Source organism: Mesorhizobium calcicola, assembly GCF_042682105.1.
GTDB classification, from domain to species: Bacteria; Pseudomonadota; Alphaproteobacteria; order Rhizobiales; family Rhizobiaceae; genus Mesorhizobium; species Mesorhizobium calcicola.
On record NZ_JBHUGY010000064.1, the window covers coordinates 180,558 to 202,009 of the forward strand.

Below are 21,452 nucleotides of genomic sequence, written 5' to 3' on the forward strand. Positions count from 1 at the left end.
TGAAGAGACCTCCGCTCGTCCCGCGCCGAATCATACCGGCAGGATTTCGGCCGCCTTCTTTCGGTCTCGCCGCAGCCGGATGTCGTCGGCGATCTGCTCTGCCTCGATCGAGATTTCGCGCAGCAATCCGGTGACCGGATTGTGGAAGCCGATGAGATAGAGGCCGAGCTCCGAAGCCCGCGCGTTGACGCCGCTGCGACCCGGCTGAATGCCGGGCTCGAGCAACCCAGCATAGCCCGGCCGAAAGCCCGTGGCGAAGATGATCGCATCGAACTCGCTGTGCCTGCCATCGGCAAAATGGGCGCCCTGTCCGGTGATCTCGGCAATGTCGGGGGCGACCTTGATCGCGCCTTCGCGAATCTTGCCGACCGTGCCGACATCGATCACCGGGATACGCGACGCCACGGCGATCTGCTGCAACATCCCTTGGCTCGGCCGCTTGAGCCCATATTTCTCCAGCCTGCCCAGCGCCAGATCGAGGATGACAGGGAACAACGCATCGTTGATGCGTTGCGGCATCAGGCGGGCCGCCATGCCGATCATCTGTATGGGCACGCCAAGCAGCTCGCGCGGCACGATATGAACGCCGCCGCGCACCGAAATGGTCGGTCGCGCGCCGCCTTCCACCAGATCGAGCGCAATCTCGGCGCCGGTGTTGCCCATGCCGATGATCAGCACCGATTGGCCGGCAAAAGGCATGGCGTTGCGATAGTCGGCGCTATGCAGCCGTTTGCCCCTAAAGACATCGGCGCCGGCAAATCCGGGCATCAGCGGCTCGGCGTTGTTGCCCGACGCGATCACCACGTGGGAGGCATGCAGGGCACCGGATGTCGCCTCGACAAGCCAGCTTCGACCTTGCCGGGAGGCCGCCCGCACCGTTTCTCCAAATCGGGGCCGCAGGTCGAAGCGTTGCGCGTAGGCATCGAGATAGTCGGCGAAAAGATCGCGCGGCACATAACGCGGATAATGCCGGGGAAAGGGCACGAAGGGCAGCGAGGAATAGCGTTTGGTCGTATGCAGGTGGACGCGCTCATAGTGGCGTCGCCAAGCGGGCGCGGCCTGCTGTTCCTTTTCGAGAATGACGAAGTCGACGCCGGCCTGCCGCAGGCAAGCGGCAACAGCCAGGCCTGCTGGCCCGGCACCGATGATTGCAACTGGGGTGGTGTCTTCCAAGCCCGCCTCCGCCAAAACAAATTCGCCTCCGGAGAATGTCAAAAGCATGGCAGCCGGAGCCTGCCTGCGATTCTCATCCGGGCAACGGCACCGTCAGACCGACCTTGACGCGATCCATGGCGACGAAGGTGCGGAACTTCCGCACATTGTTGCTGTCGAAGAACAGTTTTCGCGTCAGCGCCTCATAGGCGCCCATGTCGGCCACGGTGATGACCAGGATGAAGTCGGCCTCGCCGGTGACGTAGTAGCATTGCTGCACTTCCGGCGCCGCCGAGAATTGTCGCTTGGCCGCGTCGATCAGTTCGGTGCGTTCGCTATCGAGCTCGACCTCGACGAAGATTGTGATGGGCTGGCCGACCGCCGCTGGCTCAACCAGGGCAACATTGCCCGCAATAACGCCGGTCTGTTCCATGCGCTTGATGCGGCGCTGCACCGCCGGCGCCGACAGGTTGACGGCTTCGCCGATCAGCCGTTGCGGCGTCGTGTTGTCCCGCTGCAGGATGGCAAGGATGGCGAAATCGAAACTGTCGAGTGAGGGTGGCAGTGCAGGCAATAGAAACATCCTGGCGAAACAAACTTGCATTTTCAGGGCCATATTACAGCGCTCTTTGCGCCGGTCCTGCAATATGTTCTCGCTGAACGCCAAGGAGGCCGCCAAGTGTTCCTGCTCAACCAGAATGCCTTGTATCGCCGGCCGCTCGATCCAGCCGATGCCGAAACACTTGGAGTTGTTGGGACCGACACGGTCGAGCGTTTCCTTGCCCAACGCGACAATCACCTGATAACGCCGCTGCATGCGCTGCCGGCGCTCGCCGCCGAACTCGGCCTCGGTGCGTTGCATGTCAAGGATGAGGGGTTTCGCCTCGGCCTCGGCAGCTTCAAGGCACTGGGGGGCGCCTATGCCGTCTTTCGCCTGGTGCTGGAAGAAGCCAGCCGGTCGCTTGGTCGGCCTGTCGATGTGGCCGATCTCAACCAGCCTGATGTGCGGGCGGTCGCCGCGATGATGACGGTTGCCTGCGCGACCGACGGCAATCATGGGCGCTCGGTCGCGCAAGGCGCGCAACTCGTCGGTGCGCGCGCGGCGATCTTCGTCCACGCCGGCGTCAGCGAGGAGCGTGTCGCGGCGATAGCCCGCTATGGCGCCGAGATGATCCGCGTCGACGGCAATTATGACGACTCGGTCAGGCAAGCCGCTCAAGTTTCGGCTGAGAACGGCTGGACCGTGGTCTCCGACACCTCATGGCCGGGCTATGAGCGCATTCCCGGCCTCGTCATGCAGGGCGCTATACGGCGATCGTGCGCGAAGCGTTGCGCCAGCTCCGGGAGCCACCGAGCCATGTCTTCGTGCAGGCCGGGGTCGGCGGCATTGCCGCCGCGGTAGCAGGCCATCTCGCCATCGTGCTCGGCAATGCCAGGCCGACCTTCATCGTGGTCGAGCCCGCGCGCGCTGCGTGCGTTCTTGCAGCCGCCCAGGCCGGGCGCCCGGTCAAGGTTGCGCATGGCCAGCCGACGGTGATGGCGATGCTTGAATGCTACGAGGCGTCTCCGGTCGCCTGGCGGGTGTTGGCGCGTGTCGCCGACGTCTTCATGACGGTGGATGAGGACGAGGCCATCGCGGTGATGCGGCGTTTGGCGCGGCCGGCCGCAGGCGATCCGGTGATCGTCGCCGGCGAGAGCGGCGGCGTCGGCCTTGCCGGGCTGATCCGGGCGGTGGCCGACAACCGCGCCGATCTCGGACTCGACCGCAAATCCCGAGTGTTGGTGATCAACACCGAAGGCGCCACCGATCCGCATCGCTATGCCGAACTGGTTGGCGTGAGCCCGGCCGATGTGCTGGCCGGCAAGATGCTTGCAGGGGCAATGCCATGATCGGGGTCGACGCGCAGCGCCTGCTCGGCCGTATCCGCGAACTCGGCACCGTTGGTCGGGACGGCGAGGGCAGGCTGATCCGGTTGGCGGCTTCCGACACCGACAAGCAGGGCCGCGATCTCTTGGTCGGCTGGCTGAGGCAGGCCGGGCTCGATATCGCCATCGACCGGGTCGGCAACATTTTCGGCATCTGGCAAAGCGCTGACAATGCAGGGCAGGCGCCACTGCTCATCGGCTCGCATATCGACACCGTCATCGATGCCGGCATCTATGATGGCTGCTATGGTGTGCTTGCCGGGCTGGAGGTGATCGAGATGCTCATGGCATCGGGCTTTTCGCCGTTGCGCCCGATCGCTGTCGCTGCTTTCACCAACGAGGAGGGCGTGCGCTACACCCCCGACATGATGGGCTCGCTGGTGCATGCCGGCGGCATCGGCGTCGAGACGGTGCTGGCGGCTGTCGGCACCGACGACAGCGTGCTCGGGCAGGAGCTTGCCCGTATCGGCTATGCCGGTGACAAGGAACCCGGCTTCCTCAAGCCGCATGCCTATCTCGAGCTGCATATCGAGCAGGGGCCGGTGCTGGAGCGCGAAGGCCTGCCGATCGGCGCGGTCGAGAATCTGCAAGGCATCTCCTGGCAGCGCATCACCATCGACGGCGTCGCCAACCACGCCGGCACCACGCCGATGTCGATGCGCAGCGACGCTGGTCACGCCGCCGCGCGGGTCATCACCTTCCTGCACGACAGGGCCAAAGCCTCGAACACGCCGACGGTCGCCACCATCGGTACGATGCGCTTCGAGCCGAATGCCATCAATGTCATTCCGTCCCGCGCCGTGTTCACTGTCGACCTGCGCGATCCCGACGAGCAGCGCCTGCAGGCGGAGGAGGTGGCACTTGCTGCCTATCTCGAGCAACTTGCCGCCGCCGAGAACGTGACGGTTTCGGTCGAACGGCTGGCGCGCTTCGAGCCGGTGCTGTTCGACATCCGCATCGTCGAGTTGATCGAGGCTGCCGCGAAAAGCCGCGGCCTCGGCGCCAAACGCATGACGTCGGGCGCCGGCCATGATGCGCAGATGATGGCGCGCATCGCGCCGGCAGCGATGATCTTCGTGCCGAGTGCCGGCGGTATCAGCCACAGTCCGCGCGAGCACACCGAAGATGCCGAGCTTGTCGCCGGCGCCAACATCCTGCTTGATGTCATCACCCAACTTGCAAAATAGGTCAGGAGGGGCGGAAGAATGTCCGAATTCGATCGTGATGCGCTGAAGCAGGAGATGATTTTCTGGCGGCACGATCTGCATGCGCATCCGGAGTTCGGCTTCGAGGAAAGGCGCACCGCCGCCTTCGTCGCCGCCAAGCTGCGTGAATTCGGGTTGGACGACGTCGCCGAAGGAGTCGGCGGCACCGGCGTCGTCGGAACGCTGAAACGCGGCAGCGGCAGCCGGGCAATCGCGCTCAGGGCCGATATGGATGCGCTGCGCATCACCGAGCAGTCCGCCGCGCCCTACCGTTCCAGCAATCCCGGCATCATGCATGCCTGCGGCCATGACGGCCACACCACCATGCTGCTCGGCGCGGCAAAGCTGCTGGCGCGGGAGGGCGGGTTCGACGGCACCGTACGCTTCATCTTCCAGCCGGCCGAAGAATGGGGCAGGGGCGCGCTGGCAATGCTCGACGATGGGCTGATGCAGCGCTTTCCCTTTGACGGGATCTTTGGCCTGCACAACATGCCCGGCCTGCCCATCGGCCATTTCGAGACCCGCGCCGGCCCGATCATGTCGGCCGAGGACAATTTCGAGATCGTGCTGAAAGGGCTCGGCGGCCATGCCGCACGGCCGCATTCGGGGAACGAAACGCTGGTCGCCGCCTGCGCACTGGTCACCAATCTGCAGACCATCGTCTCGCGCCGGCTGAGCCCGGCCGACATAGCGGTGGTGTCGGTGACCGAACTGATCACCGACGGCACGCGCAACGCACTGCCCGGTCTTGCCCGCATTCTTGGCGATGCGCGCAGCTTCCGCCCCGAGGTCAGCGCCGAGATCGAGCGGCAGATGCGCATCATCGCCGAGGGCACCGCCATCGCCTATAATGTTACCGCCGAGGTCAACTACAGCCGCGAATTCGTGCCGCTGAGCAATGATGCCGAACTGGTCGATGCGGCGTTTGCCGCCGCGAGAAGCGTTTTCGAGCCCGGCAACATCGCCGTCGCTCGCGAGCCGATGACCGGCTCGGAGGATTTCGCCCGCTTCCTCGACCATGTGCCGGGCTGTTTCGTCTTCCTCGGCAATGGCGAGACCTCGGCACCGCTGCACAATTCGAGCTACGACTTCAACGATGACGGGCTGTTGTTCGGCACGAATTTCCATGTCGCCATGGCCAGGCAAAGACTGGGCGGCGAAGCCGGGAGTTGATTGCGTTTTGATTGCCGGGGCGCGCCCGCCGCTGGCCCAAACACCATCTCTATCGCCAGCCAGCTCCCGCGTTTACTGAAATTCCCTGTTGACGGAGATCGGATGCTGATGACCAGGATTTCGCTTCTGGGAATTCCCCACGACGACAACTCGTCCTGCTTCAAGGGGCCGGCGCAAGCGCCCGCCCACATCCGTCCCGAATTGTTCTCCGATGCCTACAGCATGTGGAGCGAAACTGGTTTCGATCTGACCGACATGCTTGTCGATCATGGCGACATCCGCTTCGACGCTGCCGCCGATCCATGGGACCTGATCGAAAGCGAGGTTGGGCGCGTTCTGGAAACGGGCGATCCGCTGATCTGCCTCGGCGGCGATCATGCCATCTCCTGGCCGGTGCTGCGCGCGGTGCGCCGCCGACATCCCCGCCTGACCATTCTGCACATCGACGCGCACCCCGACATGTATGATGCCTATCAGGGCAATCCGCGCTCCCACACCTCGCCGTTTGCCCGCATCATGGAAGAGCGGCTTGCCGACCGCCTCATCCAGGTTGGCCTGCGGACCGTCAACGACCATCATCGCGACCAGTTCAAGCGCTTCGGTGTCGAGGTGATCGAAGCGGCGCGGTTTGGCGACAATGTGCAGCTCGATCTCAGGACGCCGGTCTATATCTCGATGGACCTCGACGGGCTCGACCCAGCTTTTGCGCCAGGTGTCTCGCACCGCGAACCCGGCGGTTTGACCACTCGCCAGGTCATCAACCTGATTCAATCGGTCGACCAGCCGATCGTGGCAGCCGATATCGTTGAATTGAACCCGCGTCGCGACATCGCCAATCTGACCGCCATCGTGGCGGCAAAACTCCTCAAGGAGATTGCCGGAATGATGATCAGGACACGCGTTTGATGCGGCGGCGACGTGCGCGGGCGGTTCGCATTTTACGCATTTGACGTAGACAATCGCCCGATGACGCCGGGGAGAGACTCAGCTAACCTGTGATTTGCGGCGGACCTGATTATCCGCTTGGCCGGCGCTTCCTTCTTCCTCCCAAGCGGCGCCGGCCTTCTTCTCCAAGAAGCTCTATTCGCCCGCCTCGAAATTCTACTGTGCGGTCAAGAAGGTCGGCAGGGGAACCAAATGCCGTTTCCTCGGTTGGTCCTGCTCCAATGGAGTGTTGCAACCATGTTCCGTCTGCTTGTCACCGGCGCTTTGGCCTATGTCACCTACCGTATCGCCAGGAAGATGGTCGAGGACGTGCCCGATACGGTCGACCCGCTGCTGCTGCCGCCATCGCAACATGATCGTGAGACCTTGCGCCGCCAGTCGGCTGCGATGGGGATCGATCCCCAGCGCTAGGCAGGCTTTCACGCTTCGGCTGCTGGGCCGGCTAACATTCTCGCATCGGCGTTGCGAACAAAGCAGAAACGATGCTTGATGGGCGATGAACCTCGCCACCTCTGATTCGATTTTTCGGGAACCGACCGTCCAGCCTGCCTATCTCGCCCGGCTGAACGACGCCCAGCGCCTCGCCGTCGAGCATGGCGACGGCCAGATTGCCGGACCGCTGCTGGTCATTGCCGGCGCCGGTTCAGGCAAGACCAACACGCTGGCGCATCGCGTCGCCCATCTGATCGTCAAGGGGGCTGATCCGCGCCGCATCCTGCTGATGACCTTTTCGCGCCGCGCCGCGTCCGAAATGGCCAGGCGCGTCGAGCGCATCGCCGGCGAGGTGCTCGGCCGCGATGCCGCGGTGATCACCGATGCGCTGACCTGGGCCGGCACCTTTCACGGCATCGGTGCCCGGCTGCTGCGCGACTATGCGCTGGAGATCGGCCTCGACCCGGCCTTCACCATTCATGACCGCGAGGATTCCGCCGACCTGATGAATTTGGTCCGGCATGAGTTGGGGTTCTCGAAGACGGAGGCGCGCTTTCCGACCAAGGGCACCTGCCTTGCCATCTATTCACGCGCCGTCAACGCACAGGCGCCGCTGGACGAAGTGCTGGGGTCCGCTTTCCCCTGGTGTGCTGGCTGGGCGGAGCAGTTGAAGTTGCTGTTCGCCGGTTATGTCGAGGCCAAGCAGGCGCAGAACGTGCTCGATTACGATGACTTGCTGCTCTATTGGGCGCAGATGGCGGCCGAACCTGAGATCGCGGCGCATCTGGGTGGCCGTTTCGACCATGTGCTGGTCGACGAGTATCAGGACACCAACCGCCTGCAGGCTTCGATCCTCATGGCGTTGAAACCCGACGGCGCCGGGCTGACGGTGGTCGGTGACGATGCGCAGTCGATCTATTCGTTTCGCGCCGCCGAGGTGCGCAACATCCTCGACTTTCCCCGGCAGTTCGCGCAGGCCGCCGACGTGGTGATGCTGGAACGCAATTACCGCTCGACCGAGACCATTCTTGCCGCCGCCAATGCGGTGATCGGCGAGGCCTCGGAGCGCTTCACCAAAAACCTGTGGTCGGAGCGCAAATCCACCGACAAGCCAAGGCTGGTAACAGTGCGCGACGAGGTCGAGCAGGCCAATTTCGTCTGCGATACCATTCTGGCCGAACGAGAAGCTGGCACGGCGCTGAAATCGCAGGCCGTGCTGTTTCGCGCCTCGCACCACAGCGGCCCGCTGGAGATCGAACTGACCCGGCGCAACATTCCCTTCGTCAAGTTCGGCGGCCTGAAGTTTCTCGACGCCGCTCACGTCAAGGATGTGCTGGCGGTGTTGCGCTTTGCCGAAAACCCGCGCGACCGCGTCGCTGGCTTCCGCGTGCTGCAACTGATGCCGGGCATCGGCCCTTCGGTTGCCGCGCAGATCGTCGAGACGATGACGACGGCGCTGGATGAGGCGATGGGGTTGGCCGGCTGGCGCCCGCCGCAACGCGCCGCGGATGACTGGCCGGGCTTCGTTGCGCTCTATTCCGGCCTGCGAGCCGGCGCCAGATGGCCAGCCGACCTCGAACGGATCAGGCTCTGGTACGAGCCGCATCTGGAGCGCATCCACGAGGACGCGACCACGCGCCGGGCCGACCTTTTGCAGCTCGAGCAGATCGGCTCGGGCTATGCCTCGCGCGAACGCTTCCTCACTGAGCTGACGCTTGACCCGCCGGACGCCACCAGCGACCAGGCCGGACCGCCGCACCGCGACGAGGATTATCTGATCCTGTCGACCATCCATTCGGCCAAGGGCCAGGAATGGAAGAATGTCTTCGTGCTCAACACGGTCGACGGGTGCATTCCCGCCGATCTCGGCGTTGGCACCAAGGAGGACATCGAGGAGGAGCGCCGGCTGCTCTACGTGGCGATGACACGGGCCAAGGACAGCCTGAACCTTGTCATGCCGCAGCGCTTCTTTCCGCATGGCCAGGCGGCGCGCGGCGACCGACACCTCTATGCCTCGCGCACCCGCTTCATCCCGGCTTCGATCCTCGCTGCCTTCCAGCAGGTCTCGTGGCCGACCGCGCAGGCGGCACAAAGCAGGGCGCCCCGGCCGGAGGTGCGCGTCGACATCGGCGCGCGCATGCGCGGCATGTGGAAATAGCCGCGAGATAGCACCATGCCCCAACCACCGGTCAGGATCGCCATCGCGGGTGCGCTGGGCCGCATGGGTCGCCAGATGGCGGAGGCCGTTGCCGTTGAGGCCGATGCGCGACTGGCGCTCGCCGCCCGCTTCCACCGGCCGGGCATTGTCGGCGACGGGCTGGTGAGCCGCGACGAGGCGGTTACCTTGGCTGACGTGGTGATCGATTTCACCACGCCGGCTGCTTCGGCTGACCTGGCAAGGTTTTGCGCCGACCGTGGTGGGCCAGCCCTGGTGATTGGATCGACAGGCTTCGACGCCGCTGGGTTGGCAACCATCGCCGATGCCGCGAAAACCATCGCGATCGTCCGCTCCGGCAGCTTTTCGCTCGGGCTCAACATGCTGATCGGATTGGTCGAAGACGCGGCGAGAGCGCTCGATCCCAACGAGTGGGATGTCGAGATTGTCGAGGCGCATCATCGCCACAAGATCGATGCGCCGTCCGGGACGGCGCTGATGCTCGGACAGGCCGCGGCCGGCGGGCGTGGCACCGAGCTCGACACGGTCGCAAGGCGCGTCCGCGACGGCGTCACCGGCCCGCGTCCGGCAGGCGAGATCGGCTTTGCGGTGATGCGGGGTGGAGGCATCGTTGGCGAGCACGGCGTCAGCTTTTGCGCCGAGGGCGAGCTTGTCACCTTGTCGCATTCGGCCTGCGACCGCATCATGTTCGCCCGTGGCGCCATTGCCGCCGCCCTCTGGGTGGCGGGGCGTCCGCCTGGTGAATATGACATGCGCGACGTGCTGGGACTGAGCACTCCGGCGAGGTGAGCACGGGCGGTCAGCATCAGCTTACCGATCCGTAAGGTTTGCGGCGACTTTCGGGGGCGGCGTTGAAAGCTGGATGAAAGGTTGGTGCCATAAGTCTTGGCGAGCGCCCCATATTTGTCGCAAAAGCGATGGGAGAGAGAGGGGCGCGGGAAACGAACAAAGGGAAGAGGCCATGTCGCTCGCGCGAATTCTGCTCGATTCAGCCGCCACCACCGCACTCGTCGCCACCATGGCCTTGTCCGCGCCGTCCGCGCGCGCCGCCGACAAAGTTTCCATCATGGTCGGCGGCTATGAGAAACAGATCTATCTTCCCGCCAAGCTGACGGAAGCGCTCGGTTACTTCAAGGACGAGGGTCTCGACGTCGAACTGCTGAATGAACCGGCCGGCGTCGATGCCGAAAACGAAATGCTCGCTGGTGCCGTGCAAGGAGTTGTCGGCTTCTACGATCACTGCATCGATCTGCAGGCGAAAGGCAAATTCGTCGAATCCGTCGTCCAGTTCAGCCAGGCGCCGGGCGAGGTTGAGCTTGTTTCGACGAAACATCCCGAGATCAAATCACCCGCCGACTTCAAGGGCATGAGCCTGGGCGTGACCGGTCTAGGCTCATCGACGAACTTTCTTACGGAATATCTCGCCGTCAAGAACGGTTTGAAGCTCGGTGACTTCACCTCGGTTCCGGTCGGCGCCGGCACCACCTTCATCGCCGCTATGCAGCAGGACAAGATCCAGGCAGGTATGACGACGGAGCCGACGATCACCCGGCTCCTGAAGACCGGCGAAGCTTCCGTTCTCATCGACATGCGCACAATGGAAGGCACCAAGGCTGCTCTCGGCGGCACCTACCCGGCCGCCTCCCTCTATATGCAGACCGATTGGGTCGAAGCGCACAAGGACATCGTGCAGAAGTTGGCTAATGCCTTCGTCAAGACGCAGAAATTCATCAACACGCATAGCGGCGCCGAGATCGCCGACAAGATGCCGAAGGACTATTATGTCGGCGACAAGGAAGGCTACGTGAAAGCCCTCGATGCCGGCAAGGCAATGTTCACCCCCGACGGGATCATGCCTGAAGGTGGACCTGAGACGGTGCTGACGGTTCTTTCAGCCTTCAAGAAGGAACTGCAGGGCAAGCAGATCGACCTTGCCAAGACCTACACCTCGGAATTCGTCAAGAACGCCAAGTAGCAGACAGTACCGGCGCGATGAACGGCATCGCGTCGGTACCCGTCAGTTTTTCACGTCCGGCGGCCTTGGGCCGACGGCGGGCGTCTGTTCGTATCCAGGAGTTCCACCATGGCTATTGAAAAAAATGCACCGGCGATTGAACTGATCAATGTCAGCCGGCGGTTCCTCTCACCCACCGGCAAATCGCTGACGGCACTGCGCGATTTCACCATGACCGTCGAGCGCGGTGAATTCGCCGCCGTTGTCGGTCCGACCGGTTGCGGAAAATCCACTACCCTCAACCTTGTCACGGGGCTGGCAAGCCCAAGTGCCGGCGAGGTTCGTGTCATGGGCGCGCCGGTCAAGGGAATAGACCCGCGCATCGGCTTTGTTTTCCAAAGTGACGCCTTGTTTCCCTGGCGAACCGTGATCGAGAACGTGATGGCCGGCCCGCTCTTTCGTGGCAGGGCGAAGGCGGATGCCATGGCTGCGGCACGTGACTGGCTTGCCCGGGTCGGCTTGTCGCGTTTCGAGCAACACTATCCACATCAGCTCTCCGGCGGCATGCGCAAACGTGTGGCGTTGGCCCAGACTTTCATAAACGGCCCGGAGATCCTTCTCATGGACGAGCCGTTTTCGGCGCTTGACGTGCAGACACGCGTCCTGATGCATGAGGAACTGCTGCGCCTGTGGTCTGAGGCAAAGGCTTCCGTGGTCTTCGTCACGCATGATCTTGAGGAGGCGATTGCACTGGCCGACAAGGTCTATGTCCTGACCGCCGGGCCGGCCACCGTAAAGTCGGTCTACACCATCGACCTGCCGCGCCCGCGCGTGGTCGCCGATATCCGCTACGAGCAGAGCTTCATAAACTACTCGCGCACGATCTGGGCCGACCTCAAGGAAGAGGTCGAAACCAGCTATGCGCGCGCTGCGGCCTGAGGAGGAACGCCATGACCGATGCTGCCATCGACATCAGCACAGGAGTTTTCAAGCCAGGCACCTCGGACGCGGAAATCGAGGCGGCCGCCGCGAAGGCGGCACGGCACCGCCACCGCACCGTGATATTCTGGCGGGTCGGCATTCTGGTCGCCTTTCTTGGCTTATGGGAAGTCGCCGCGCGTCAAGCTTGGATCGATCCGTTCTTCTACGCGATGCCGAGCGCGATCGCGCAGCGGCTGTACGAATGGACGACTGAAGGAACGTCCGAGGGGCCGCTGTGGTACCACCTCTATGTCACCATGGAGGAATCGGTCATCGGCTTTGTGACCGGCTCGGTTGCCGGTATCATCATCGGCGTCGCGCTCGGCCGTAACCGGATGGCCGCCGATATCTTCTCGATCTACATCAAGGTGATCAATTCCATTCCACGCGTGGTCCTGGCGCCGATCTTCATCATGATCCTCGGCCTCGGCCTGGCGTCGAAAGTGGCGCTTGCCTTCGTGATGGTGTTCTTCGTCGTGTTCCACAATGCATTCCAGGGCGTTCGGGAAGCCGACAGGGCAATGATAGCCAACGCCCGCATCCTCGGCGCGTCCGACTGGCAATTGACCCGCTCGGTAATCGTCCCGTCGGCGATGAGCTGGATATTCGCCAGCCTGCATGTCAGCTTCGGCTTTGCCATCATCGGAGCGATCGTGGGCGAATTTGTCGGCTCGCGTTACGGCATCGGCTTGCTGATAAACATAGCCAAGGGATCGTTCGACGCTGCCGGGATGTACGCGGCGATCGTCATCGTCATGGTGGTCGCGCTCGGTGCCGAATATCTGATGACGATGGTCGAGAACCGCCTGGCAAAATGGCGTCCTCAACCGCTTCACGAAACGCAGTAAGCGGGAGCATGATCCCGAAAAGTGGAAGCCGGTTTTCGGACAAGATCATGCCCAATCAAATAGGAGCATGATCCCGAAAAGTGGGAGCCGGTTTTCGGACAAGGTCATGCTCTAGTCGCCCGCGAGCGGCAACCTTACCTCGACCACCAGCCCTCCGGCCGCGCCATCGGAAAGGACGACGCGGCCGCCGGTATTTTCGACGACCTCACGCACGATGGCGAGGCCGAGCCCGCTGCCTTCCTCGGTCGAGCCGGCAATGCGGTAGAAGCGCTCGAAAACATGATCCCGCTCGTCCGCCGGGATGCCGGGCCCGTCGTCGGCGACCGTCAACACGGCCTCGCCATCGACGGCGGTCAACCTCACCGTGACGCTGCCGCCTGATATCGAGTAGCGCAGCGCATTGTCGACCAGGTTGACGATCATCTCGCGCAGCATGGTGCCGTCGCCGATGACCGGCACAGGTCCGGCCTCCTCGAGGCCGAGATCGATGTTGCGGCCAATTGCTGTCGGCGCATGCGTTTCCAGCACATGGCGGGCGGCTTCGGTCAGGTCGACGCGGTCGGCGCGTGGCCGCCGGCTGCCCGGCTCGGCGCGCGACAGCGTCAGGAGCTGTTCGGCCAGCCGCGCCAGACGGCCGGAACTCGCCTGCAGCGCCACCAGTGCCTCCTGGCGGGCATCGGGTTTACTTTCGCGAAGCGCATAGCTCGCCTGTGTCGACAGCAACGCCAGCGGCGTGCGCAACTGATGCGCCGCATTGGCGATGAAGCGGCGCTGCGCTGCCATCTGCGCCCGCACCCGCTCCATATAGGCGTTCAGCGCGTCGATCAGCGGCCGGATCTCGTTTTGTGCGCCTGGCACGTCGACGGGATCGAGGTCGCTGCGGCTTGGCGAGCGCACCGCGTCGCGCAGCCGGATCAATGGCGCCAGGCCGCGGCGCAAGCCGAGCAGAACGAACACGCCGGCAATCGCGACGAGCGCCAGTTGCTGGGCAAAGGCGCTCAGCCACAGCCGTTTCACCATCGCGTCGTGGCCGGCAAGCGTGACGCCAACGGTGACTGTTATGGGTGAATCAGCACCGGCGCCGACCACCGCATGACTGAATGTCAGCAGCCGCAGCCAATGGTCGCGATAAGCCGCCTCGGTGCCGGGGTGCCTCGGCGCCTCTGGCAAGTCGGGATAGCCGGTCAGCAGCCGCCCGCCCGCCGTCTTGACATGGTAGTAAACGCTGTCGCGGTCACCGGTGTCGAACATTTCGAGCGCCGCCGGGGGAACAGTGGCGTCGAGCACACCATCGGTCATAGCGACCTGCTCGGCAATGGTCCGTGCCGAACCCAACAGCATGCGGTCGGTGACCAGGTCGGCGGTCGCCAGAGCACTGCGATGGCTGGTCAGTAGATTGATGGTGGCAAGCCCGGCAAGCGGCAGCACCACCCAGGCGAGAAGCTGCAGGCGAAGGCTTTTAGTCCTCATGGCGCAAGAGATAGCCGAGGCCACGCAAGGTGGCGATCTGGACGCGCGATCCTTCGAGCTTCTTGCGCACACGATGCACATAGATCTCGATGGCGCTGGGGTCGGCATCGGTCTCGAAATCGTATATCGCCGCCGACAGTGCCGCCTTGCTCACCGTGCGTCCGGCCTTGACCATCAGTTGTTCGAGCACCGCGTGCTCGCGCGGTGTCAGCGCCAGCGTTTCGCCGGCCAGCGAAAACAGTCGCGTGTTGGTGTCGAAGACGAGATCGCCGCATGCAACGACAGGCGCGGTGCGGTCATTGGCACGGCGCAACTGCACGCGGATGCGCGCCTCCAGTTCCTCGATCTGGAAGGGCTTGGCCAGATAGTCGTCGGCGCCTTCATTGAGGCCTTTGACCCGGCCGTCGAGACTGGCATTGGCGGTCAGCACGATCACCGGCACCCTGTTGCCGCGCGCCCGCAGCATCCGCAGCACTTCCAGGCCGCCCATGCGCGGCAATGCCAGGTCGAGGATGACAAGCGCGTGGCCGCCGGCGGCCAGCGCGTGCTCGACATCCTCGCCGTCATGGACGACGTCGACGACATAGTTCGCCTGACGCAGGGTCTTGCCCAGCCAGTCGGCCAGTTCGCGATTGTCTTCGACGAGCAGCAGCCGCATGTCTATCGCTGTCCTGGGAAGCTGGTCACCGGAATTCCATCTGTTCTTCGACGGGCGCGGCGAGGTTGCGTCCGATTGATGATCGTGCACAAGCGATAATATCGATCCATCGGCAAGGCAAACGTGGCCGACGTGTCCCAAGGCAAAATGGAGCCGAGCTATCGTCCTGACGGACATTGGACCCACCCAATTCGTACCGTTCGACGGTCTGAAAAAGAACGCCCGGATCCGTCGAACAACGGAAATCGAACCGATCGGTTCGTTTTCTGTTGACGGACCGTGCAACGCTGGTGAACGCCGGCTCAGTGAATGGCCGCGTCATGCGGCAACGGGTTTTTACTAACAGTATGATATAAAACAATAAAATTGTGACCGCCGAAGCCATTAGCCGGATTTCAAGGTCTGGATTCGGGTCGCGGAGGAACATCTTCGTGATTGGTATCCACGGCAGCACGAACCCATCTCGGGGTGGTCCAAGCGACGCGAAATTCCTCCCAAGGGCACGCCACCAGACGGACCGAACAAAGACATACTGGAGTAAATAAAATGACCAAGATCGCTCTTACCGCCGCCGCCATCCTCGTCGCCACGGGCACTGCTTTTGCCGGCAGCGACAACTACGGCTCGGCCAATCAGCCCGCCGCCACTGTCGACCATTCGGTCACTGCTTCGATCTCGAAGTCGAACTCGACCGTCCAGGTCCCCGCTTCGCAGGGCGCTGACCGCAACCTCTTCGGCCGCTAATCGCGACCGCCGATATCAACCCAAGCTTGAATTCAGGAGTACTTGAAATGACCAAGATCGCACTCACCGCCGCCGCCATCCTCGTTGCCACGGGCACCGCCTATGCCGGCAGCGACAACTACGGTTCCAACAACGTCAACCAGCCGGTTGCCAGCCACTCGGTTTCGAACATCGACACCACGCACACTAGATCGATCCTGAAGTCCGAAAAGGCACAGGCTGACGCCAATGCCAACGTGCCGGCTCAGTCTGGCCAGGGCATCTGGGGCCACTGATCCACGGCACAGGCCTTGATTACAAAGAGCGGTGGGCTTGGCCCGCCGCTCTTGTTTTTTGCGCACAAGGATAGCCACCAGCTACCGCGTGCGCCGGGCGAGCCGATCTTCGCAGTCGGCAAAAAAGTTCAGTGTCCAGGAATAAAGCCGAACTGACTGGGGTCTTGTCGTTAGCGGAACCGTCCTCCCAAGACGCCGCCTAACGGAAGAACCAGGAGACTTGAACATGAACAGGATTGCTCTCGCCGCCGCCGCCATCGTCGTTGCCACGGGCAGCGCTTTTGCCGGCAGCGACCACTATGGCTCCAACAACGCCAGCCAGACGGTTGCCCCCGTTGCCAACGTCGATCATGCCGTCACTGGCGCGGTCTACAACACGGACATGGCTGGGTACAAGGCTGCCGATCCCAAGACGAAAGCCACCACCGACTGGCCCGAACCCGGCCAGGGCATCTGGGGCAATTAATGTCCGCGGCTGTGCGGCGGGTCTGAACAGCCGCACCTGTCCGGCATTGGATTCTAGGCTAAATCCCTCGGCCACAGACAATGAGTCAGCCGGGCCGAGGACAGGCCGGACCAATCTCCCTCGAAAACGAAGCGCGCAAGGGCGGCAGTTGGGAACTTTTCCTCGAGCCTCTTGCGCGCCTTGGCCTCCGACTCCGGCGCGGCAAGCTGGTTCGCCAGATCTTCCAGGCCCGGATTGTGACCGACCACCAGCAAGCTGCCGCCCGAAGCACTGGCCTGACGTATCTGGCTCAGAATATCCGCTGCCGAAGCGTCATAGAGCGCATTGGCGAACGCGACCCGGGGATGCGCAGGCAGTTCCGCCGCCACCAGCCGCCAGGTGTCGCGGGATCGCAGCGCCGCCGACACCAGTGCCAGGTCCGGCAGCCAGTCGCGCGCCGCAAGCTCGCGCCCCATCAATCGGGCCGCCTTCAATCCGCGTCCGGCGAGCGGCCGGTCGAAATCAGCGAGACCAGGATCGCCCCAGCTCGATTTTGCGTGGCGCAGGAGAAGCAGTTGCCTCATTGGCTTTGTTCGGGACCACGGTTGCTGCCCAGTCGGCGCGTGCTTTGCGCTTAATGTTGTCGATATCTAAAGTAGCGGACGGGCCGCTGGCCAGCCCTTCCAACCATGCCAATCGAAGCCTCTCCACCTCCCCATCGCTAGGCGGCTGAGGCAATCCTGCAAAGCTGACTTCCTCGACCGTCTCAATCGAACCGTCTCCTTGAACGAAGGGTGGCAATAGATGCTACCGCTGTTAGGGTCAGAACTCAATAATTCGGCTGCTGCCAATCGCCGATGGGTTTGGAAGCGTCATTCATAAGTCGGGAAAGTACGCGGCAACCGCAGACTCGTTTACTCCGTCCGATCCTCGCCACCAGATTGCCCGATAGCGCCAATCGTTCAAGTGCTGACCGAGCCGGACCTAAGGCGTGATGCGCGCCAACTGCTCGAGGTCGGCTTCCTCGCGCAGCGGGTCGGGCGCCATCACCACCGAGGTGGCGTTGTCGGCATCGTCGGCGAAGTGGGCAAGCACCGTGCGGCCGGCCTCCATGCGCGCCTTGCCTTCGGCGACCAGCCCCAGCGCCAGCGGATAGAGCCGGTGCTCGGCCTTCAGCACACGGGCAGCCAGCGCATCCGCATTGTCGCCGACCATCACCGGCACGGCCGCCTGCGCGATGATCGGGCCGTCATCCATCTCGGACGTGACGAAATGCACCGTGCAGCCATGGATGCGCATGCCGGCGGCCAGCGCGCGCACATGGGTGTCGAGCCCCTTGAACGCCGGCAGCAGGGCAGGGTGGATGTTGATCATGCGGCCCTGCCACTTCTGGACAAAGCCGGGGGTGAGGATGCGCATATAGCCGGCCAGCGCGACGATCTCGGCATTGAATGCCGCAAGCGCCGTGTCGATCGCGGCGTCGTGCGCCTGCTTGCTGCCGTGGTCGCCACGGGGAATGACCTGGGTGGCGATGCCGCGCGCCTTGGCGATGCCGAGGCCCGCGGCGTCCGCCCTGTCGGAAATGACGCCGACGATCTCGGCCGGGAAGGCCGGGTCGCTGGCCGCCGCGATCAGCGCGGTCATGTTGGAGCCGCGTCCCGAGATCAGGACGACGGTGCGTTTTCTCTGCGCGCTCATAGGCCGATCGAGCCCCGATAGATGACGCCGGCATTGCGGCGCGGCACGATGCGGCCGATCGGCGTCACCGTTTCGCCGGCTTCCTGCAAGACGGCGGCGACCTGCGCCGCCTGGCCGGAAGCGACCGCCAAAATCATGCCGATGCCGCAATTGAAGGTGCGCATCATCTCTTCCGGCGCCACGCCGCCGGTCTTGGCCAGCCACGAGAACACCGCGGGGACGTCGATCGCCTCGAGGTCGAGTTCGGCCGAAAAATCCTTGGGTAGCACGCGCGGAATGTTTTCCGGGAAGCCGCCGCCGGTGATGTGGGCAAGCGCCTTGATGCCATGCGTGTTGCGAATGGCCTTGAGGATCGATTTGACGTAGATGCGGGTCGGCTCGAGCAGTGCCTCGGCCAGAGTCGCCTCGTCGTTGAACGGCGCCGGATCGCCCCACGCCAGGCCGCTGACGGCGACGATGCGGCGCACCAGCGAGAAACCATTCGAATGCAGGCCCGAGGAGGCGAGCCCAAGCAGCACGTCGCCCTCGACGATATCGTCGGTGGGCAGCAGTTGCCCGCGTTCGGCCGCGCCCACCGCGAAGCCGGCCAGGTCGTAGTCGTTGTCGTGATACATGCCGGGCATTTCCGCCGTCTCGCCGCCGATCAGCGCGCAGCCGGCCTGCCGGCAGCCCTCGGCAATGCCGCCGACGATCGCGGCGCCCTGGTCCGGATCGAGCTTGCCGGTGGCGAAATAGTCGAGGAAGAACAGCGGTTCAGCACCTTGCACGACGATGTCGTTGACGCACATGGGCGACGAGATCGATGCCGATCGTGTCGTGCTTGCCGGCATCGATGGCGATCTTGAGCTTGGTGCCGACGCCGTCATTGGCGGCCACCAGCACCGGATCGGTGAAGCCGGCCGCCTTGAGGTCGAACAGGCCACCAAAGCCGCCGATCTCGCCATCGGCCCCCGGCCTGCGCGTGGCGCGCACCAGCGGCTTGATCTTCTCGACCATCAGATTGCCGGCATCGATGTCGACGCCGGCCTCGGCATAGGTGAGCCCGTTCTTGCGCTTGCCCGTTTTGGGCTGGCCTGTTTCGCGCTTGCTCATCGCAATTTTCCTGCTCGTTTGCGGGCTCTTCGCATGAACGGTTTCGGTCCGCAAGGATAACGGAAGGGATGCAGGAGTTTTGCCCCCTGATAAAAGCGTGGGGAGCAGGTGCTGAAACCGCCAATCTCGCCCACGTCGAGAGAATGGCAGCCTCTCCCTTGCGCCGGTCCTACGTCTCCATCATGTATCAGCAAGCAACCCGGCAGGCACGCATTTGACCATCCCCAACCTGATCACCATCCTGCGCCTTGTTCTGGTGCCAGCAGTGGTGCTGGCGATGCTGCAGGGCGCGCTGGGACTGGGCCTTTGCCGGGTTCCTCGTTGCCGGCATTTCCGACGGCGTCGACGGCTTCATCGCCCGCCGTTTCGACCAGCAGTCCAGGCTCGGCGCCTATCTCGACCCGATGGCCGACAAGCTGCTGCTGGTTTCCGTGTTCGTCGTCATGGGCTTCATCGGGCAATTGCCGCTGTGGCTTGTCGTCACCATGGTGTCGCGCGATGCGCTGATCGTCTGCGCGGTTCTGTTGTCCTCCGTCATGGCCCACCCGGTCGAGATGAAGCCGCTTTTCGTGTCGAAGGCCAACACCGCCATCCAGATCGTGCTGGCAGCGGTTGTGCTGGGCGAACTTGCCCTTGTCGTTCACCTCGACCCGCTGAGGCCGGCCCTCATATTGCTGTCGCGGGGTCTTGACCGTGGCTTCGGCCGCGGCCTATCTCGTGGCTTGGCTGAGGGCATATGAGCGGCTATGGCGAAGGCTCCAATCAGGACATCTGAGAGAGAAGCGGCAGTGATAGAGGGCTGCGGCTGCCGATCTTGCCGCGTCCTCCGCCTTCCGCCGGCAGATTGACCGGCGCGCAGTACGGCGTCTTGCAACAGCGCCGCGCCTAGTCCCTTCCCTGCCAACCAGCATCCACGGCGAGGCGCCCGAGCATGACCATCGGAATGGGATCTGGCATGTTGCGACGATGGCGCCGGGCGCTTCCACGAGATCAAGCCCGCCCGAAGAGAGACAGTAGTAACCGACGACGCGCGCGCCTTCCGCCACCACATAAGTACGCGACGCGCCGCTGACTTGGTTGGCCCGCGCCCTGAGGCGAAGCCACTGGTCGAGACTTTCCGTCCCGTTTTTGGAAAAGTTCGACATCGTGGTTTTCGGCCAGCGGCGCGGGGCGCCGATAGCATCAGCCCTGCCATGGCTTGGGCACGTTCATAAGGCGTGCAAAACCTTCACCGCTCGGCGGTCCATCAAGGATGTCGAGATAATGCCGGTAGCTCTCGGGATCCACCTTGATCAAGGCCTGGTCGAGGAGCGTATCTTCGGCCGCCCGGTACGCAGCATCGATCATGAAGTCGGACCGAGTCTTCCCGCGTATTTTAGCGGCGCGGTCAATCAGCATGCGCACATCCTCTCGGATGCGCAGATTGACAGGCTTGGCGTGGGTCTCGGGTGTGGTCTTTGTCATGGAGGACTCCTTCCCCACCATAACACTCCGCATACACAATGTGTATCTATTTATAATCTAGCCAGTGAGGTGCCGAGGAGAACCGGCTTCCGAAGGCCATCAAAAGAGACCTACTTGAAGAAAAAACTACGAGCCGTTTGTTTCAGCAACGGTTTTCCAGCAACGGGGGTCAAGCCCTGAACCTATGCCTCGTCGCGCATCATGCGCCACGGCTATGGTCCGATCACAAACGCATTGCATCGGAGTCTTTTCATGAAGCGACTTTTTTCCTTGGCGTCGCCACCGTCGCCGGCCTCTTCCTGGCAACCTCCCAAGCCTGGTCGGCCGACAAACTGCTCAACGCTTCCTATGATGTCGGCCGCGAACTGTTCGTCCAGGTCAACAAGGCCTTCATCGCCCAGCATCCCGGCGTCACCGTCGATCAGTCGCATGCCGGCACCTCGGCGCAGGCACGCGCCATCGCCGAGGGCCTTGGCGCCGATGTCGTCACCTTCAACCAGGTCACCGACATCGACTTCCTGGTCAAGAAGGGCCTCGTTTCGGCCGACTGGCAGAAGGATTTTCCCGACAACGCCTCGCCCTTCTATTCGCTGCCGTCCTTCCTGGTGCGCGCCGGCAATCCCAAGCACATCAAGGACTGGAACGATCTGGTGCGCGACGACGTGCAGGTGATCTTCCCCAACCCGAAAACTTCGGGCAATGCGCGCTACACCTATCTGGCGGCCACCGCCTACGCCAAGGAAGCCTTCAAGGGCGACGACGCCAAGGTGAAGGAATTCATCACCAAGCTGTTCAACAACGTGCCGATCTTCGA

Annotated in this window: 20 protein-coding genes and 4 pseudogenes; 15 read left to right on the top strand and 9 right to left on the bottom strand. The window is 63.4% G+C overall.

From position 1 onward, the window contains the following. Window positions 1-30: 30 nt before the first annotated feature. Window positions 31-1,173, bottom strand: a complete 1,143-nt coding sequence (locus ACFSQT_RS33880; protein WP_379026253.1) for a flavin-containing monooxygenase — start codon at window positions 1,171-1,173, stop codon at window positions 31-33. Between the two features lie 73 nt (window positions 1,174-1,246). Beyond that, on the bottom strand, window positions 1,247-1,726 hold the full coding sequence (locus tag ACFSQT_RS33885; RefSeq protein ID WP_379026255.1) for an Lrp/AsnC family transcriptional regulator: 480 nt from the start codon (window positions 1,724-1,726) through the stop codon (window positions 1,247-1,249). 105 nt (window positions 1,727-1,831) lie between these two features. On the opposite strand from ACFSQT_RS33885, the pseudogene ACFSQT_RS33890 reads away from it, so the two are divergent. The 10 genes and pseudogenes from ACFSQT_RS33890 (at window position 1,832) to ACFSQT_RS33935 (ending at window position 12,792) form a co-directional block, all read left to right on the top strand. Continuing rightward, a pseudogene (locus tag ACFSQT_RS33890) lies at window positions 1,832-3,042 on the top strand (diaminopropionate ammonia-lyase). After that, window positions 3,039-4,265: a Zn-dependent hydrolase gene (locus ACFSQT_RS33895; RefSeq protein WP_379026257.1), complete on the top strand. Its 1,227-nt coding sequence runs from the start codon at window positions 3,039-3,041 to the stop codon at window positions 4,263-4,265. The pseudogene ACFSQT_RS33890 and the gene ACFSQT_RS33895 overlap by 4 nt, the downstream one beginning before the upstream one ends. A gap of 18 nt (window positions 4,266-4,283) precedes the next feature. After that, window positions 4,284-5,456, top strand: a complete 1,173-nt coding sequence (locus ACFSQT_RS33900) for a M20 aminoacylase family protein (RefSeq protein ID WP_379026259.1) — start codon at window positions 4,284-4,286, stop codon at window positions 5,454-5,456. A 108-nt stretch (window positions 5,457-5,564) separates the two neighbouring features. Next, window positions 5,565-6,362, top strand: a complete 798-nt coding sequence (locus ACFSQT_RS33905) for an agmatinase family protein (RefSeq protein WP_379026261.1) — start codon at window positions 5,565-5,567, stop codon at window positions 6,360-6,362. A 276-nt stretch (window positions 6,363-6,638) separates the two neighbouring features. Next, window positions 6,639-6,812: a hypothetical protein gene (locus ACFSQT_RS33910; protein ID WP_184871105.1), complete on the top strand. Its 174-nt coding sequence runs from the start codon at window positions 6,639-6,641 to the stop codon at window positions 6,810-6,812. A gap of 85 nt (window positions 6,813-6,897) precedes the next feature. After that, the gene (locus tag ACFSQT_RS33915) at window positions 6,898-8,991 is read left to right on the top strand and encodes an ATP-dependent helicase (protein ID WP_379026263.1); all 2,094 of its coding nucleotides are present in this window, start codon (window positions 6,898-6,900) and stop codon (window positions 8,989-8,991) included. 15 nt (window positions 8,992-9,006) lie between these two features. Further along, window positions 9,007-9,798, top strand: a complete 792-nt coding sequence (dapB, locus tag ACFSQT_RS33920; protein WP_379026265.1) for a 4-hydroxy-tetrahydrodipicolinate reductase — start codon at window positions 9,007-9,009, stop codon at window positions 9,796-9,798. Between the two features lie 229 nt (window positions 9,799-10,027). Continuing rightward, complete coding sequence (locus ACFSQT_RS33925) at window positions 10,028-10,984, top strand: ABC transporter substrate-binding protein (protein ID WP_379026290.1); 957 nt, start codon at window positions 10,028-10,030, stop codon at window positions 10,982-10,984. 108 nt (window positions 10,985-11,092) lie between these two features. Beyond that, window positions 11,093-11,902: an ABC transporter ATP-binding protein gene (locus tag ACFSQT_RS33930; RefSeq protein WP_379026267.1), complete on the top strand. Its 810-nt coding sequence runs from the start codon at window positions 11,093-11,095 to the stop codon at window positions 11,900-11,902. An 11-nt stretch (window positions 11,903-11,913) separates the two neighbouring features. After that, a complete protein-coding gene (locus ACFSQT_RS33935) occupies window positions 11,914-12,792 on the top strand; it encodes an ABC transporter permease (protein ID WP_379026269.1) in 879 nt (292 codons plus the stop codon). Between the two features lie 111 nt (window positions 12,793-12,903). On the opposite strand, the gene ACFSQT_RS33940 is transcribed toward ACFSQT_RS33935, so the two are convergent. Both ACFSQT_RS33940 and ACFSQT_RS33945 read right to left on the bottom strand, forming a co-directional pair. Beyond that, on the bottom strand, window positions 12,904-14,262 hold the full coding sequence (locus ACFSQT_RS33940; RefSeq protein WP_379026271.1) for a sensor histidine kinase: 1,359 nt from the start codon (window positions 14,260-14,262) through the stop codon (window positions 12,904-12,906). Beyond that, a complete protein-coding gene (locus ACFSQT_RS33945; RefSeq protein ID WP_379026273.1) occupies window positions 14,252-14,920 on the bottom strand; it encodes a response regulator in 669 nt (222 codons plus the stop codon). Before ACFSQT_RS33945 ends, ACFSQT_RS33940 begins: the two co-directional genes overlap by 11 nt. 546 nt (window positions 14,921-15,466) lie before the next feature. On the opposite strand from ACFSQT_RS33945, the gene ACFSQT_RS33950 reads away from it, so the two are divergent. From ACFSQT_RS33950 to ACFSQT_RS33960, 3 genes are all read left to right on the top strand, one after another. Continuing rightward, window positions 15,467-15,664, top strand: coding sequence for a DUF680 domain-containing protein (locus ACFSQT_RS33950; protein WP_379026275.1), 198 nt, complete (start codon window positions 15,467-15,469; stop codon window positions 15,662-15,664). Window positions 15,665-15,711: 47 nt separating this feature from the next. After that, entirely contained in the window at window positions 15,712-15,939 is a 228-nt protein-coding gene (locus tag ACFSQT_RS33955; RefSeq protein ID WP_379026277.1) for a DUF680 domain-containing protein, read from the top strand. Between the two features lie 226 nt (window positions 15,940-16,165). Then, window positions 16,166-16,405 (top strand): DUF680 domain-containing protein, encoded by a 240-nt coding sequence (locus tag ACFSQT_RS33960; RefSeq protein ID WP_379016387.1) that lies wholly within the window; start codon window positions 16,166-16,168, stop codon window positions 16,403-16,405. A gap of 53 nt (window positions 16,406-16,458) precedes the next feature. On the opposite strand, the gene ACFSQT_RS33965 is transcribed toward ACFSQT_RS33960, so the two are convergent. The 3 genes and pseudogenes from ACFSQT_RS33965 to purM all read right to left on the bottom strand — a co-directional run bounded on the left by ACFSQT_RS33965 (window position 16,459) and on the right by purM (window position 19,174). After that, a complete protein-coding gene (locus ACFSQT_RS33965) occupies window positions 16,459-16,968 on the bottom strand; it encodes a SixA phosphatase family protein (RefSeq protein WP_379016388.1) in 510 nt (169 codons plus the stop codon). A 400-nt stretch (window positions 16,969-17,368) separates the two neighbouring features. Beyond that, the gene (purN, locus tag ACFSQT_RS33970) at window positions 17,369-18,082 is read right to left on the bottom strand and encodes a phosphoribosylglycinamide formyltransferase (protein ID WP_379016389.1); all 714 of its coding nucleotides are present in this window, start codon (window positions 18,080-18,082) and stop codon (window positions 17,369-17,371) included. Beyond that, a pseudogene (purM, locus tag ACFSQT_RS33975) lies at window positions 18,079-19,174 on the bottom strand (phosphoribosylformylglycinamidine cyclo-ligase). Before purM ends, purN begins: the two are co-directional and overlap by 4 nt. 214 nt (window positions 19,175-19,388) lie before the next feature. Between purM and ACFSQT_RS33980 the strand changes: the two are divergent. Next, a pseudogene (locus ACFSQT_RS33980) lies at window positions 19,389-19,949 on the top strand (CDP-alcohol phosphatidyltransferase family protein). Window positions 19,950-20,012: 63 nt separating this feature from the next. On the opposite strand, the pseudogene ACFSQT_RS33985 reads toward ACFSQT_RS33980, so the two are convergent. Together ACFSQT_RS33985 and ACFSQT_RS33990 are read right to left on the bottom strand one after the other, a co-directional pair. Continuing rightward, window positions 20,013-20,335 (bottom strand): annotated as a pseudogene (locus ACFSQT_RS33985) (GNAT family N-acetyltransferase); the annotation flags it as partial. A gap of 21 nt (window positions 20,336-20,356) precedes the next feature. Continuing rightward, window positions 20,357-20,638 carry a type II toxin-antitoxin system TacA family antitoxin gene (locus tag ACFSQT_RS33990; protein ID WP_379026278.1) on the bottom strand — a complete coding sequence of 94 codons (282 nt, stop codon included), beginning with the start codon at window positions 20,636-20,638 and terminating at the stop codon, window positions 20,357-20,359. Between the two features lie 233 nt (window positions 20,639-20,871). Here ACFSQT_RS33990 and ACFSQT_RS33995 point away from each other — a divergent pair. Next, on the top strand, window positions 20,872-21,452 hold a 581-nt coding region (locus ACFSQT_RS33995; RefSeq protein ID WP_379026292.1), incomplete at its 3' end, for a sulfate ABC transporter substrate-binding protein.

What these genes read in the sequence shown, in the direction of transcription:
- dapB (WP_379026265.1), top strand. Translation starts at nt 9,007, where the DNA reads ATGCCCCAACCACCGGTCAGGATCGCCATCGCGGGTGCGCTGGGCCGC.
- ACFSQT_RS33990 (WP_379026278.1), bottom strand. Translation starts at nt 20,638, where the DNA reads ATGACAAAGACCACACCCGAGACCCACGCCAAGCCTGTCAATCTGCGC.
- ACFSQT_RS33965 (WP_379016388.1), bottom strand. Translation starts at nt 16,968, where the DNA reads ATGAGGCAACTGCTTCTCCTGCGCCACGCAAAATCGAGCTGGGGCGAT.
- ACFSQT_RS33915 (WP_379026263.1), top strand. Translation starts at nt 6,898, where the DNA reads ATGAACCTCGCCACCTCTGATTCGATTTTTCGGGAACCGACCGTCCAG.
- ACFSQT_RS33925 (WP_379026290.1), top strand. Translation starts at nt 10,028, where the DNA reads ATGGCCTTGTCCGCGCCGTCCGCGCGCGCCGCCGACAAAGTTTCCATC.
- ACFSQT_RS33935 (WP_379026269.1), top strand. Translation starts at nt 11,914, where the DNA reads ATGACCGATGCTGCCATCGACATCAGCACAGGAGTTTTCAAGCCAGGC.
- ACFSQT_RS33910 (WP_184871105.1), top strand. Translation starts at nt 6,639, where the DNA reads ATGTTCCGTCTGCTTGTCACCGGCGCTTTGGCCTATGTCACCTACCGT.
- ACFSQT_RS33905 (WP_379026261.1), top strand. Translation starts at nt 5,565, where the DNA reads ATGACCAGGATTTCGCTTCTGGGAATTCCCCACGACGACAACTCGTCC.
- ACFSQT_RS33940 (WP_379026271.1), bottom strand. Translation starts at nt 14,262, where the DNA reads ATGAGGACTAAAAGCCTTCGCCTGCAGCTTCTCGCCTGGGTGGTGCTG.
- ACFSQT_RS33955 (WP_379026277.1), top strand. Translation starts at nt 15,712, where the DNA reads ATGACCAAGATCGCACTCACCGCCGCCGCCATCCTCGTTGCCACGGGC.
- purN (WP_379016389.1), bottom strand. Translation starts at nt 18,082, where the DNA reads ATGAGCGCGCAGAGAAAACGCACCGTCGTCCTGATCTCGGGACGCGGC.
- ACFSQT_RS33895 (WP_379026257.1), top strand. Translation starts at nt 3,039, where the DNA reads ATGATCGGGGTCGACGCGCAGCGCCTGCTCGGCCGTATCCGCGAACTC.
- ACFSQT_RS33945 (WP_379026273.1), bottom strand. Translation starts at nt 14,920, where the DNA reads ATGCGGCTGCTGCTCGTCGAAGACAATCGCGAACTGGCCGACTGGCTG.
- ACFSQT_RS33900 (WP_379026259.1), top strand. Translation starts at nt 4,284, where the DNA reads ATGTCCGAATTCGATCGTGATGCGCTGAAGCAGGAGATGATTTTCTGG.
- ACFSQT_RS33950 (WP_379026275.1), top strand. Translation starts at nt 15,467, where the DNA reads ATGACCAAGATCGCTCTTACCGCCGCCGCCATCCTCGTCGCCACGGGC.
- ACFSQT_RS33930 (WP_379026267.1), top strand. Translation starts at nt 11,093, where the DNA reads ATGGCTATTGAAAAAAATGCACCGGCGATTGAACTGATCAATGTCAGC.
- ACFSQT_RS33960 (WP_379016387.1), top strand. Translation starts at nt 16,166, where the DNA reads ATGAACAGGATTGCTCTCGCCGCCGCCGCCATCGTCGTTGCCACGGGC.